A 13,292-nucleotide genomic window follows, 5' to 3' on the forward strand; every position below is an offset into this window, starting at 1 on the left:
CAGTTGCTGTTCGTGATCGCGAGTCGGGCAGTCTCGCCGATCCGCAAGTACTGTCCACCGGACGTGCCGAACATTCACAATTCTGGTAACCCAACCGGGAATCAACCGGGGCGATCTGGATCATCACCAACGGCCCGACGCAAGTCCCGTAGAAAGTCCTCGGCCACGGCTTCCCATTCAGGCGTGCCGCGGGCGACATCCTCAAGGTTTTTCTTGCCTTGCGCGCGGCGCATCGTGCGGACTGTTAGTTCAAGGGCTACTGCTTCGTTGTAGTGAGGGTGCCCGGGGCGGAGTGGGTCATCGTCGTTCATAGGAGAATTTTCGGCGCTGGCCGCAGAATCTGTGGGTTGGGGTTTCCACCCCATCCTATGATAGCTGTTCACAAGCCTTGCGTTAGCCGGATGAGTTCATGATACCAATCTGACTGCGTGTGCCCCCAAGGAGTCCGCTGACCTTCGGACTGCCTCGTAGATCACTCGCTGACGCGAGAGACTTTCCCGTGTCATTTGCAAAGACGGTGCTATTTTGACCAATCCGTTTAATCTCGATCTACGCGCTCGCGCAGAATTGCTGACATATCTCGTCGTCTCGCACTTCGTGGCGCGGCAGACGACCGGAGAATGGTTGTCACCCGATCATGTTGTTGAGTCAACGAAGATATGGTTTGCCACCAATGGCAGAGGAACAGACGTCATCGGGCGCGTGATGCTTGCAAGTCGCGGCCGCCGGATCGCAGAGCAACTGGCGTTGATCACTCCGGTTTCGTTTGGCCCAAGCCAACTCAGTGCGATGTTCTGCGAGAATCTGAGACTTGATTTCCGGTCACCCATAGCCCAGAACGTCTACCAACACTGCCTGACGGAACTCGTCGGCAGCCGGTGATATTGAATCCCTCACAACGTGCGGCTGCGACCGCGACTACATGGTCTACTGGCTGTAGGCGCAAGTACGGTTGTGGAGTTGTTGCGGATGTAAGGCAACTTCATCGATCGCTTCGGCTCCTTTGCACAATCTGCATAGGTTGCGACCTGGGCCAGAGCGGCAGCGTGCAGCGGGTAACGAGACTTCAGCCAGACAACAACGTCATGGCACTGCATCAGGCTGCGGACATAGCTGCAACAGACCGCGAGGAAGATCAGATTCTCGCTGTACCCCACTGACAGCAGCTGATTTCTTTGATGAAAACGGACCAGCCGTTTTTCAACTCTCGCGAAGCTCCGGGTACGATTCTGGTCGTAGTGGAGCTCGCGCGGTACGACCACTCGTTGGTCTCTGGACGTTGCAGCTAATAGCGCCTGTGCAAAGTCTCCAGCGTAGTTGCCCGACGAGCACATCAGATTTATGACGTCGATCTGCCGCAGCGTCGTCATCCGGGCGAGCGCCTGGCGTGTCCTTACGCAGAATTGTCCGCTGTCGGAGATGACCGGGGGCTCCTTTTCGTTGATTGCCGCGCTGACTCGGCGATCGGCGAGGCCTGTGCCTACGACCAACGGTGTCGCATTCGCGCCAATCTTGCGAGCCTGCTTCCTCAGTCGTTCGTAAATGAGGCGCAGGATTTGTCCGAAACCCGTGGCCCTTAGAAGGTCGACAAACTGCGCCTGGCAAGTCAGGTCTCCAAGAATAGATTCAAGGGACCTGACTCGCGCATCGGCGGCCTCTTTGCTCAAGACCGCGACGCGCTGCCGATCACATTCCCGTTGGATTGCTTCACGCATTCGCCCTTCAAGGGGTCTACGCGTTGCCGGTTCGCTGATATTACGACGACCTTGCGCGGCGTCATCACACCCACATTTGGGACGTAGTTTTGAGGTTCGCTTTCCTGACGCAGCCGTCGATGTCAGTTGTGCTGTATGGGCCTTCATGCCGCACCCGAAAATGAAGTGCGATCCAGCATTTCCAGCGGGACCTGCTCCAGCAGTTCAACAAGCGACCTCAAATCGGGACGCCGAAAATCTTCAAATCGTGAACGCCCTTGGCGGTAGATCACCGTGTATTCCCCGGGGGTGAGGCTGCCGCGTGGAAAAAAATGAAAATCAAGCAACTCCGGAGCTGACCGTTCAATGCGGGCATAAAGTAGTAAATCGATCGCGAAGCAGTCCGGCCAGCGCGCTACCCAATAGGGTGACTCGCCACGGATAAGCCACGAACTGCGCACGACCACCTGCACCCTGAGCGCGTTATCTACGCACATGACATTCGTGTGCTTTTCAAATTTCACGTCATGCCCAAGCTCTTTCAAGACCTCCATAGTGATTTCAACTAGCGAGCGTTCTGTTTTCTGCTCAATGAGCCGGTTCCGCGATCGTTCGGGATTCAGGGGCGGCGAGTATCCGACTTCCTCATATGCACCGTAAAGACTGCCAAATTCCCGCATGATACGTTCGACGCTTGGCGCGCTTCGATAGCGTTTCAAAGTTGCCTGGCTCAGTTTTCCTGCTTTCTCGATCACCTTGCGCAGGTCCGACAGAATTTCGTCCCGACCAGGTTTTTGCCGTATGCGGGAGAGTTTGCGTTGGACGGCTTCGAAGAGCTTTACGCTGACGACCGGTTTGAACGCAGCGGCCACACGTATCCACTCTCCCTCAGGCAACTGCTCCCAAGGCGCGTCAAGCTTTGATGATGTCCGACTGTAGACGTTCGTGCCAATGTACTTTTCGTTGCGCAGAATCTGGAGAATATTTCGAGGTAACCACGGACCACCAGCGCCGTTGCAAATGCCAAAGTCATTAAGTCGGCGCGCTATGTCTGTTGCTGTGGTCTTGCGAGTGGCGTACCACTCGAACATTTTTCGCACGAGCGCCAATTCATGCTGCGGGCCTGGAGCTAGAACCACGCGGTCGGTCTGGAGGCTTTTGTACTGGTACGGCAAAAGCGCTCGGCGTGTGCCGGTCTGGGCGTCTACCAGCACACGCTGCAAACCGTATCCCGGCGGGCCGCCGGAATGGTAGCCGCGCTCAACGTTAACGCAATGGCCGAGGAATACCTTGCGCGAAATTTCGCGACTGAATTCGCCTGCCATTGCGCGTTTGAGTGCTTTCATAACGCACGTTGCCGGGCTCGCGTCGTTTTCAAAAGGCTCTGCGACGTAGATGACCTTCGCGCCGGCGCGGCGGCAGGCATATTCATAGAAAGCCGCCTCATCAACGTCCTGAAACCGTCCCCAGCGGCTTACATCGTAGACGAGGATGATGGTGAACTTGCGCGCCGGACTTTCCACGTCTCTGAGCAATTGGGTCAGCGCTGGGCGCTCACGGAGGGTAAGCCCGCTGATACCGGCGTCTTCGTAGTCCCGAACAATCCGGATGTTGTGGGTCGATGCATATTCAGAAATCGCCTGTCGCTGGAAAATCGGAGAGCATTGCTGATGATCGGTGGACATGCGCACGTACTGCGCGGCCCGAACCGGCGCGATAGCACCGGACTTACGGCCCTTGGTGGACAGCATTTGGCGTACCGGTTGACAGCGATGATTAGTGATAGTGCTGTTGCGTAGAAAGTCAAGACGACCCGACTTCGTGGCCTGCCGATATCGATTCCCCACACGCGTGCAAGTCCTGTCAGACAGGTAATGGCCGTTCTTTCATCGAATTTCTTGTGTGTCGATTGTTCTGTGCTTGTTTTCGCGGTCTTGCGAATCGTCGGTGGTATCGAATATTGCGGATGGTTAGGCAGCTACCTAAATAAGGGAGTGCGTGATGAACAACGCTCGCCGTTGTCTCGCTTGCGGTCTTCTCTTTTCGCCACTGTCTCACGTTCCGAACCAGCACTTCTGTTCGGCCCCAGACTGCCAGCGTGAGCGAAGGCGGCGCTGGCAGCGAAAGCAATTGCGAGTCGATCCAGACTACCGCGATAACCAGGCGCGCGCTCAGGCCAGTTGGCGCGCTAGCCATCCCGAATATTGGCGACAGTATCGCGCAACTCATCCGGACTATCGCGTGCGAAATTGCGTGCTACAGCGCGATCGAAATATCAGGATTTCGGCCCTTAAGTTTGCAAACATGAACGCGTCATCGCTCATCGCCCCAGTTGCGTCGGGGGTTTATGTCCTGCTACCGGCACGTGAGGGCGATGTTGCAAAAACAGACGTGTTAATCGCGTATATCACCATGCTATCGGCGTAACACGGTGACACAGACCCAAATTGCAAAGAGATGACGTATTCGACTTTATTGCCGCCCCTGCTACCTTTGGTTTGTACCCGTTCCAACCGCACGACGTTATCTGTGAAGCAGATGCGCTGTCGGAAGTGCAATGCCCTGTGCCCGGCACTTCGCAGAGGCAGAGGCAAGAACGAGATGCTGGCTGGAGTAAAATGGTGTCTTTCGATCTCGCAAGCGATGCAATCGCCTCACAGGCTCCTACGGCCCGGGCTGCGGAATATGTCCGGATGTCCACTGAGCACCAGCAATATTCAACGCAGAATCAGCGGGACAGGATCAACGATTATGCCGCGCGCCGCGGATTCACGATCGTACGCACCTATGCTGACGAGGGGAAAAGCGGCTTGCGCATCGACGGACGCCTGGCACTTCAGCAACTGATCAGTGATGTGGAAAGCGGGAGGGCTGACTTCAGCGTAATTCTCGTTTATGACGTTAGCAGGTGGGGAAGATTCCAGGATGCGGATGAGAGCGCCTACTACGAGTACGTCTGTCGGCGTGCAGGCATTCACGTCGCATATTGCGCGGAGCAGTTCGAGAACGACGGTTCGCCCGTTTCCACGATAGTAAAGGGCGTCAAGCGCGCAATGGCTGGCGAGTACAGTCGTGAACTCTCCGCCAAGGTATTCGCCGGCCAGTGTCGTCTCATCGAACTCGGATTCCGGCAGGGAGGGCCTGCCGGGTACGGGCTGCGTCGCGTGCTGATCGACCAGCACGGGATCATGAAAAGTGAATTGCAGCGAGGCGAACATAAAAGTCTGCAAACCGATCGTGTCGTACTGATGCCTGGTCCTGAAAGTGAGATTCGGATAGTAAATCTTATCTATAACTGGTTCATTGATGGGTCGCTCAACGAATACGAGATCGCATCTCGCCTCAATAGCATGTCCGTTCGAACCGACCTTGATCGAAACTGGACGAGGGCGACCGTCCGCGAAGTACTGTCCAACGAAAAATACATTGGCAACAATGTATATAACCGCGTGTCCTTCAAGCTCAAGAAGATACGCGTAGTGAATCCGCCTGACATGTGGATTCGCAAAGAAGCAGCCTTCCAGTCGCTCATACCGAGCGAAACGTTTTACACCGCGCAGGGCATCATGCGGGCGCGAGCCCGACGCTATTCCAATGAGGAGCTCATTGAACGGCTACGGACCCTGTATCGCAATAGAGGGTTTCTTTCAGGTCTGGTAATCGACGAAACTGAGGGCATGCCTTCAAGCTCCGTCTACATGCATCGATTTGGGAGCCTGATTCGTGCTTATCAGACTGTCGGCTTCACGCCAGATCGCGACTATCGGTATATAGAGGCCAATCGTTTTCTCCGCACGCTGCATCCCGATATCGTAGCTCAGACCGAAAGGAAGATCGCAGAACTTGGTGGCAGCGTGCTACGCGATCCGGCAACTGATCTGCTGAGTATCAACAGGGAATTTACCGCATGCATAGTTTTGGCTCGATGCCAGGCGCACGACAACGGCCGAAGTCATTGGAAAATAAGATTCGATACAAGCCTGCTGCCCGACATTACTGTGGCAGTCCGACTAGGTCGGGAGAACACGGACGCGCTGGACTACTATCTTCTTCCGCGGCTGGATTTCGGCCAGCCGCGGATCAGTCTGGCTGATCAGAATCCGGTGGAATTTGAATGTTATCGCTTTGATACGCTTGACTATCTCTATGGCATGGCTGAGAGAGCCCGTCTGAGGAGAGTGGCATGAACCAGTTTTCGCAGCCCGCTGGGGTACAGCTGATTCCCGTCAGCAAGATCGAAGTTATCAATTCCCGAGAACGCAACGCCAAGGTGTTCAACGAAATCGTCCTCAACATCAAGACGATCGGCTTGAAGAAGCCCATCAAGGTCACGAGACGCCTGAACAGTGACGGTACTGAAAAATACTTGCTGGTTTGTGGCGAGGGGCGCCTGAAAGCCTTCAGGTCACTTGGTGAAGCGGCTATACCCGCGCTGGTCGTTGATGTAAGCGACGAAGACGCATTCATAATGAGCCTTGCGGAAAACATTGCCCGTCGCACATGCCGGCCGATTGAGTTGCTCTCCGGTATCAGACAATTACAGGAGCGAGGATATACACCTAAATCGATTGCTGAGAAGACCGGCCTTAATCCTCATTATGTGACAGGTATCCTTGCCTTGCTGCATCAGGGTGAGGAACGACTTGTCGTAGCCGTTGAGAGAGGCATGATTCCGCTGAACGCGGCACTCACGATTGTGGGTGCTGGTGACGATGATGCCGCCGTACAGGCTGCGTTGCAAGATGCATACGAGTCGGGGAAATTGCGCGGCAAGGCGTTAATGGATGCACGCCGCATCATTGATCGACGTAAGACCTTGGGACGGTCTGGTAGCCGTATCATGTCGCACAAGACGTCGAGCGTAACATCGTCAAGTCTTGTGCGAACGTATCAGAACGAAGTTGAGCGCCAGAAGACGATGGTGAGAAAGGCAGAATTTGCTCATCAAAAACTGGTGTTCGTTGTCGGCGCGCTCAAACAGCTGCTGGCTGATGATAGTTTTGTCAATTTGCTGCGCGCAGAGGGTCTGGCAACACTTCCTAAATATCTGGCTGAGCGTGTCTGGTCTGGACGGAGTCCGATATGACCGGCGTAAGTCTTGGTTTCATACCAGAGCCGCTATTAGTCGCGCTCGACCATATCCTGCCATCGCGCCGGTTACCTTCGACTGTTTTTGATTCGCGAAAATTCAGGCAGATAAAAGCGTCTATTGAGGAGATCGGTCTGATCGAACCGCTCTCCGTTACTGCGATGGACCAGGCTACCGGAAACTACGTGTTGCTAGACGGCCACGTGCGACTTCTCGTGATGCAGAATCTGGGACTTGTCGACGCAGTCTGCCTCGTTGCGACAGATGACGAAAGTTACACGTACAACAATAGATTAAACCGACTTTCAACAATCCAGGAACACATAATGATTTGTCGTGCGGTGGATCGCGGCATTTCGCCAGAACGGCTTGCCAAGGCGCTCGCGATTGATATCACCTCGATCTTAAAAAAACTTTCCCTCCTGAAAGGTATATGCACTGAGGCTGCCGAACTACTTGGAGACAGGCAGTTCTCTTCCGACCTGTCGCGTGTACTTCGCAAAATGAAACCGACGCGACAGGTCGAGTGTGTCGAACTCATGGTTGCGGCCAATAATGTCACGGTTGCGTACGCAGAAGCTCTGCTGGTGGCAACACCTGTCGCTCGGCTCGTCGAGGGGAAAAAACCTGCCAGGCTGGCCGGAATCAGTCCAGAACAAATGGCAAGGATGGAGAGCGAAATGGGTAATCTCCAAGCCCAATACCGGCTTGTTGAGCAGACTTACGGCCAAGACGTGCTGAATCTCGTTCTGGCGAAAGGTTACCTCGCGAAGCTTCTAGAAAACGAATCTGTCACCAGACATCTGCAACAACACTATCCGGATTTGCTCACTGAATTCGGAGTTGTAGTCGAGACGGTTTCTCTTGATCGCCGTCACTTTGCCGAGACCACCTGATTTTCCTGACCATGCGGAAAAATTAGAGAATGGGCCTGTAAACAATTCAGAGTACCTTGGCGTTTTCACAACCACACAGCCGTCCGTTGTGCGGCAAGAAGCAGCCCTTAAAGTAGCAGCAGGCCGACCGGTCGATTCGAGTCGACCTGAGTCGTTCACCGTCGCCGGAAGCGGCTGTTCGCCATCGTGGACAGCCGGCGTCGCCGTCAGGACGGACGCAAGATGTGACTATTAAGATAACTTCTCTTATCATAATAGCATTGTCGTTGTGCCAAACTGGTGTCCATGAAAACGCGCCTTACCCCGACATCTTCGCCCGAATCTCGTCCCATGGATTTTCCCGATGCCGATGAGCTGGCCATGCTGCGCGCCTGGTACGCCGGCATGCCGGTCCGCCAAGCCGCGGAACGCTACCTGCCAGATCGTATCGGGGCAGGGCAGTCGGCGCGTGGCGTGCTCGGCACCGTCCGCCGGCGGCTGACGAAGGTCGCACGGCAGGTCGGCCGGCCGGATCTCTCCGCTGCTTTCAAGCACCCTGACGGTGAGCGCTTGCGGGAGGCGAAAACGATCGCAGACGCCATCGAGATCCTGCGGCATGCACGCCTGCCAGTTCCACAGATCAGCGACGACATCGGCATCTGGCTGCCGGTGCGAGCGGTCGCCACCCTGCGTGCGCACGCTATCTTGACGCTTGCAGATCTGACCGTACGGATTCCGCGCCGGCGCCAGTGGTGGAAAGCGATTTCGGGGCTAGGCCCCGCCAGTGCGCGAAAGATCGAGGCGTTCTTCGCTGCGTACCCGGCACTGACGGAGCGGGCGAGGGCGCTCATCGCCGTCTCGCCAGCCAGTGGCATTGTGCCGTGGGAACAACTGCGGCTACCCAACGAGGTTGACGGTTCGACCGGCGCTTATCGCGCGCCGCGCGCCACCTGCACACTCGATGCAGACAACGATTACCAGGCCGTTCAGGCGTGGCTGTCGCTGCACGAGTCTGTGGCGACGCAGCGCGCGTACCGCAAGGAGGCCGAGCGCCTCATCCTGTGGGCGATCGTCGAGCGGGGGCGGCCGCTGTCGTCGTTCACCACCGAGGATGCGGTCGCCTATCGCGCATTCCTGCGGCGCCCAACGCCGCGTGAGAGATGGGTTGGACCAGCAAGACCGCGAGGCTCTGCAGACTGGCGCCCTTTCTCGGGTGGCCTTTCTGCACGCTCCGCCGCTCATGCCTTGTCGGTGCTGGGGGCGCTGTTCCGGTGGCTGATCGAGCAGCGATATCTGCTGGCCAATCCGTTCGCTGGCGTCAAGGTACGAGGTACTGACCGCTCGCCGACGCTCGACACGTCCCGCGCCTTTACGGGTGGCGAGTGGCTGCTGGCACGGACGATTGCCGACGGGCTTGAGTGGTCTTATGGGTGGGATACGTCGTCCGCACAGCGATTGCGCTTTGTCCTTGACTTTGCCTATACGACGGGGCTGCGAGCAAGCGAGCTTGTCGGCGCCCAGCTCGGTGATATCGAGTCGGACCCGCGCGGCGATCACTGGATCAAGGTCGTGGGGAAGGGAAGAAAGGCTGCGAAGGTGGCGCTGCCGCCGCTTGGACGCTCGGCGCTCGACCGTTACTTGGTCGAACGCCAGTTGCCGGTCACCCCGGGCCGGTGGCAGCCGGAAACTCCGTTGATCCCGAATCTCGCTACGGACGATGCAGGTGGCATTACCAGTGTGCGGCTCTGGAAAGTGCTTCAGCGGTTCTTTGCCAAGACAGCTGAGGTTATCGAGGCTGACAATCCGGCGTTCGCGGAAAAATTGCGGCGGGCGAGCCCGCATTGGATGCGTCATACACACGCCACGCATGCGCTCGCAGGCGGTGCCGAACTGACATCTGTGCGGGATAATCTCCGTCATGCATCGATCTCGACGACGTCAATCTACCTGCACGGCGATGATGTCAAGCGAAGCCGGCAAATGGCAGGAGCTTTTGCTAAGCGCGAGTGGTGAGGTCAGTTGCGCGGATTGATCAGGCAGTTGTTCAACATGTTGTGGGTTGTTGACCGCAGTTGGAAACACCGGATAGGTGGTGGGAGGAAAAATGAACCGGATTGAGCCGAGTAGCGGCAATGTTTATGCCGATTTGGGTATGGCCGCCGCGGAAGAAATGCAGGCGAAAGCTAAATTAGCAGATGAGATCACCGAGGTTATAAACGCTCGTGGGTGGACCAGGGATTACGCGGCAGACATGCTCGGCATGACTCCAGGGGAGCTATCGAGAATCCTGGTCGGTCAATTTCGCGGCGCCAGTGAAGCGGAGATGCGGAAATGGCTGGCTGATCTCAAGTTCAACAAATAAGTTCGTCCTCTAAGCGTATTAACGTGAGCCTTTAAACTCGGGAAAGCAATAGCGTACGGATCGGCGTCGCTAATGCAATTTAACGTGCCGGCTCGAAACTTATGCTTTGAACCTGCCTGACGTGACGTGCATCGATCAACTCAATTCGTGCAATAGATTGACGTAGGAAAAATAGGCGAGGGGCATCAAAGCAATGGATGACACGATTCAGTTACTTTCAATTGTCGAAGGCATCTATGCGGCGCTTTACGCGGATATTGACTCCCTACGATTTTCTTACGGATCGGAACAACCACCGCACGCGATGATTCTCTACCTTCGCACGTTGGAATTGGCGAACTCAGCCCTGATGTTAGTCAAAGCAGGGCACATTCCTGCGACGAGGATAGTAACTAGGCCGCTTATAAGCGCTGTTGCAGACCTGATCAATCTGGCGACCGATAGGGAATACCACACCCGGATGGCATGCACGACGAGCAACGAGAGCGCTCGACTGATTAAGCGAGTAATCGATGATGCACGGCCGGACTCTTCATTAACGCGGCTCATTGAAAGATATGGGTTGGTGCAGCAGCAACAACGCTATGCGAAAGAGCTGAGCGCATACAAAAGTGCGGGAGTGTCTCCCTTGTCGGACTTCGAACGGTTTCGACGTGCAGGTATGCTTGACAGCTACTTTACCGACTATTGGCTTCTGTCGCTGGAGACTCACAATGATCTCAAGCTTCTACAAGGACACCATGTAGACGCACGTACCGCCGTTCCGAGAGTTGTTTATGACAAACCTGTAGTGCAGCAGGAAGCCGAGAATTGCATCTGGGCAATCGGAACGAGTCTGTTTCGTGCGGCTTTGGCAATAAAACGCGTGGTCGCGGGCGTATCTGTAGATCGGATCGCAGACCTATTCGCCGAGCTGTGGAAGTGGGAAAAACGGTTACAGGGAGGCTCCGACTCCATGCTCTGAGAGTCAGCACAACTCCTGTACGAAAATGATCGCTTGTTGACGGGTTGTTCTCGCATTGCTCGAAGCTAAGCAACTTTTTTGTTTGGTACGTCGTCCGGGGATTCACCGCACTTACGCTTGCGGCATGGGCAGCACGCATTCGAAAGATTGACGGCTCATGATTGGCGCCGATCAATCTACTGGTGGGAAAACGCGAGGCACCGACATGAAGGGAAGGAACGTGTTTTCACCTGCTGAAGCGGACGGCATTCGAGAGCTGCTGCGAAAGGTTCGTGCGGCGGATCCCGGCGAGCAGAAGCAGCTTCGCGATTGGTTGAGAAGCGAAGTTGACTTTTACATCTCTGAGTTCACCCGATCGAACGCCGGCTTCACTGTGGCTGACTTCGACCGCCTGGTGGAGCGAAGCACGATAAAGATCGTATGACAGTGAAAACTTGTTATCCAGCAGGTCGACATTGCCATACTGGACTCCTTGACCGATATCTCGTGAATGTTTGTTGACTGATGAGCTTCCATCGCGGGTCGTCGAAGCATCATGAGACTTTGGGCATGGTGCCGAATCGTAGTCGGTGACCATGCGCATCGCGCCACGATTCATCCTATGATAAGTGCCGGAAAATGGCGGTGCACCAGCTCGCTATAACTCTCAATAGTTGTACGGAGATCAGACTTGACAATTTCATCCTTCCTCTAGCGACGAAGCGGTGGCACTTCGACCCTGAATCGGCTCCATTCGAAGATGATCTCCTAGAGCGAGTCCAACTTGCTGAGAAGCTGACTGGTTTCGTTGAACGGTTGCATGTGGGTTCCGTATTGGCAATAGACGCGCCGTGGGGCCAGGGGAAATCGTGGTTCGGTCACAATTGGGCAGCAAAGCTCAAGAAAGAGGACCATAAAGTTGTTTTTATTAACGCCTTTGAGCAGGACTACATCGAAGACCCGTTTATGCTGATAGCCGCTGAGTTGGCGAACCTGCTCGACGACAACAAGGGCATAGGAGGACAGCTTCGGGAAAAGGCTGCTGCGGTTATGAGGGCCCTCCTGCCGTTGGGCACAAAAGCCTTGATCAACGTCGCTGGGCGTTTCGCGCTCGGCGCCATGGATCTCTCTGAAGACCTCGCGAAAATGGTCGAGGCAGCTAAGGACGGGGCTGTGGAAACGTCGGAAAAGTGGGTCGAAAGGAAGCTCGAAGACCATGAGCAAGAGAAAGCGTCCCTTGAAGGCTATCAGACGGCATTGGGCGAGTTTGCGAGCAAAGAAGCGAAACCGATGGTTGTCTTCATCGATGAACTGGATCGTTGTAACCCAGCATTTGCCGTCAGGCTAATCGAACGGATTAAGCACTTTTTTGAGATCGGAAATCTGGTGTTCGTCTTGCTGATGAACCGCTCACAATTGCAGAGCGCCATCAAGGGGGTATACGGAGCTGACACGGACGCGGCTGCCTACCTCGGGAAATTTGTTCATTTGTTCTTCCGTTTGCCGAATCAAGCTGCGAGCCGGTTTGTGCCGAATACGCTCCTTCGATATGGATTTGATGTTTCGAATCCAAACACTGACCCGACAGTGAAGAAATTCCTAGGGCATTTGTGTCCTTGGGTCGACCGTGCCAAGTTGTCACTGCGTGATGTTGATCGAGCATGTGCACTGTTTGCTCTGGCCCATGACAAGGATTCCGCCGGCTTGCTAGCCTACCTCATTACGTTAAAGATCAAGCAACCTGATTTGTTTGAAAGCTTGCTCGTTAATTCAGTTGAGGCTGACAAAAACTGCATTGCTTGGATAAATAAGTTCCGCGTTGCAGAGAAAAGTCCCCAGCTTGCATCCAAGTTGCGTGAGTCGCCGAATTGGTATTTTCAGTGCCTGACCGAACTACATGCGTTGAGACAGAGTTATGCAACGGGAAGTCCAAGTATTGCCACGAACTTGGACCTTGAACCGAGCTCGATTCTTGGCGAGGGCGCGAATAGGCATCGCCACAGGGCGATCGAAATGGTGTTGAGGCAAATTGACCTTAGCCTTGATGTTAGCGATAGCTGACACACGTGCGTCAAAGCCTTGGCATGGAGTCGGGCGGGCGCCCTTGCTGCAACCAGCCTTCGGCAGATTCAGGTTTCAGAAATTGTGACGGCCGGAAAAATGGGGGGATTTGCACGCTCTCCTTACAGCATAGTTTTACGTCCGAGCACTTTCATGATCTCCGCCTGCCAGGTTGGGAACAAATATATGCAAAAAGTAGGAACAGATTTATGCAAACCAACGACGGCCCTAGACCGGATCAGGCGCCGTCCAGTTAACTTGACATAAC

The 13,292-nt window shown here is 55.2% G+C and carries 12 protein-coding genes; 8 read left to right on the forward strand and 4 right to left on the reverse strand.

Annotation, left to right across the window (positions count from 1 at the left end; translation table 11 throughout):
• Positions 1–101 precede the first annotated feature (101 nt).
• On the reverse strand, positions 102–311 hold the full coding sequence (locus PQQ51_RS33545; RefSeq protein WP_408501492.1) for a hypothetical protein: 210 nt from the start codon (positions 309–311) through the stop codon (positions 102–104).
• 214 nt (positions 312–525) lie between these two features.
• On the opposite strand from PQQ51_RS33545, the gene PQQ51_RS33550 reads away from it, so the two are divergent.
• Positions 526–882, forward strand: a complete 357-nt coding sequence (locus PQQ51_RS33550) for a hypothetical protein (RefSeq protein ID WP_408501493.1) — start codon at positions 526–528, stop codon at positions 880–882.
• A gap of 11 nt (positions 883–893) precedes the next feature.
• Here the strand turns inward: PQQ51_RS33550 and PQQ51_RS33555 are convergent, their stop codons facing one another.
• The gene (locus PQQ51_RS33555) at positions 894–1,715 is read right to left on the reverse strand and encodes a hypothetical protein (protein WP_408501494.1); all 822 of its coding nucleotides are present in this window, start codon (positions 1,713–1,715) and stop codon (positions 894–896) included.
• 143 nt (positions 1,716–1,858) lie between these two features.
• Positions 1,859–3,445, reverse strand: a complete 1,587-nt coding sequence (locus tag PQQ51_RS33560; protein ID WP_408501495.1) for a recombinase family protein — start codon at positions 3,443–3,445, stop codon at positions 1,859–1,861.
• Between the two features lie 870 nt (positions 3,446–4,315).
• On the opposite strand from PQQ51_RS33560, the gene PQQ51_RS33565 reads away from it, so the two are divergent.
• The 6 genes from PQQ51_RS33565 (at position 4,316) to PQQ51_RS33590 (ending at position 10,984) form a co-directional block, all read left to right on the forward strand.
• The gene (locus tag PQQ51_RS33565) at positions 4,316–5,881 is read left to right on the forward strand and encodes a recombinase family protein (RefSeq protein WP_408501496.1); all 1,566 of its coding nucleotides are present in this window, start codon (positions 4,316–4,318) and stop codon (positions 5,879–5,881) included.
• Entirely contained in the window at positions 5,878–6,780 is a 903-nt protein-coding gene (locus PQQ51_RS33570; RefSeq protein ID WP_408501497.1) for a ParB/RepB/Spo0J family partition protein, read from the forward strand. Before PQQ51_RS33565 ends, PQQ51_RS33570 begins: the two co-directional genes overlap by 4 nt.
• Positions 6,777–7,679 carry a plasmid partitioning protein RepB C-terminal domain-containing protein gene (locus tag PQQ51_RS33575; protein ID WP_408501498.1) on the forward strand — a complete coding sequence of 301 codons (903 nt, stop codon included), beginning with the start codon at positions 6,777–6,779 and terminating at the stop codon, positions 7,677–7,679. The genes PQQ51_RS33570 and PQQ51_RS33575 overlap by 4 nt, the downstream gene beginning before the upstream one ends.
• Before the next feature lie 285 nt (positions 7,680–7,964).
• On the forward strand, positions 7,965–9,671 hold the full coding sequence (locus PQQ51_RS33580) for a site-specific integrase (RefSeq protein WP_408501499.1): 1,707 nt from the start codon (positions 7,965–7,967) through the stop codon (positions 9,669–9,671).
• A 91-nt stretch (positions 9,672–9,762) separates the two neighbouring features.
• Complete coding sequence (locus PQQ51_RS33585; protein ID WP_408501500.1) at positions 9,763–10,020, forward strand: helix-turn-helix domain-containing protein; 258 nt, start codon at positions 9,763–9,765, stop codon at positions 10,018–10,020.
• A 193-nt stretch (positions 10,021–10,213) separates the two neighbouring features.
• Positions 10,214–10,984, forward strand: coding sequence for a DUF5677 domain-containing protein (locus PQQ51_RS33590; RefSeq protein WP_408501501.1), 771 nt, complete (start codon positions 10,214–10,216; stop codon positions 10,982–10,984).
• Positions 10,985–11,210: 226 nt separating this feature from the next.
• Here PQQ51_RS33590 and PQQ51_RS33595 read toward each other — a convergent pair whose 3' ends face one another.
• Positions 11,211–11,561 (reverse strand): hypothetical protein, encoded by a 351-nt coding sequence (locus tag PQQ51_RS33595; RefSeq protein WP_408501502.1) that lies wholly within the window; start codon positions 11,559–11,561, stop codon positions 11,211–11,213.
• 47 nt (positions 11,562–11,608) lie between these two features.
• Between PQQ51_RS33595 and PQQ51_RS33600 the strand changes: the two genes are divergently transcribed.
• On the forward strand, positions 11,609–13,024 hold the full coding sequence (locus tag PQQ51_RS33600; RefSeq protein WP_408501503.1) for a KAP family P-loop NTPase fold protein: 1,416 nt from the start codon (positions 11,609–11,611) through the stop codon (positions 13,022–13,024).
• Positions 13,025–13,292 lie beyond the last annotated feature (268 nt).

The sequence above is a fragment of the Paraburkholderia xenovorans genome (assembly GCF_046030735.1).
GTDB lineage: Bacteria > Pseudomonadota > Gammaproteobacteria > Burkholderiales > Burkholderiaceae > Paraburkholderia > Paraburkholderia xenovorans_A.

Coding starts and splice junctions, on each gene's coding strand:
- PQQ51_RS33545 (WP_408501492.1), bottom strand. CDS start 311: ATGAACGACGATGACCCACTCCGCCCCGGGCACCCTCACTACAACGAA.
- PQQ51_RS33555 (WP_408501494.1), bottom strand. CDS start 1,715: ATGCGTGAAGCAATCCAACGGGAATGTGATCGGCAGCGCGTCGCGGTC.
- PQQ51_RS33560 (WP_408501495.1), bottom strand. CDS start 3,445: ATGCTGTCCACCAAGGGCCGTAAGTCCGGTGCTATCGCGCCGGTTCGG.
- PQQ51_RS33570 (WP_408501497.1), top strand. CDS start 5,878: ATGAACCAGTTTTCGCAGCCCGCTGGGGTACAGCTGATTCCCGTCAGC.
- PQQ51_RS33575 (WP_408501498.1), top strand. CDS start 6,777: ATGACCGGCGTAAGTCTTGGTTTCATACCAGAGCCGCTATTAGTCGCG.
- PQQ51_RS33580 (WP_408501499.1), top strand. CDS start 7,965: ATGAAAACGCGCCTTACCCCGACATCTTCGCCCGAATCTCGTCCCATG.
- PQQ51_RS33585 (WP_408501500.1), top strand. CDS start 9,763: ATGAACCGGATTGAGCCGAGTAGCGGCAATGTTTATGCCGATTTGGGT.
- PQQ51_RS33590 (WP_408501501.1), top strand. CDS start 10,214: ATGGATGACACGATTCAGTTACTTTCAATTGTCGAAGGCATCTATGCG.
- PQQ51_RS33595 (WP_408501502.1), bottom strand. CDS start 11,561: ATGGTCACCGACTACGATTCGGCACCATGCCCAAAGTCTCATGATGCT.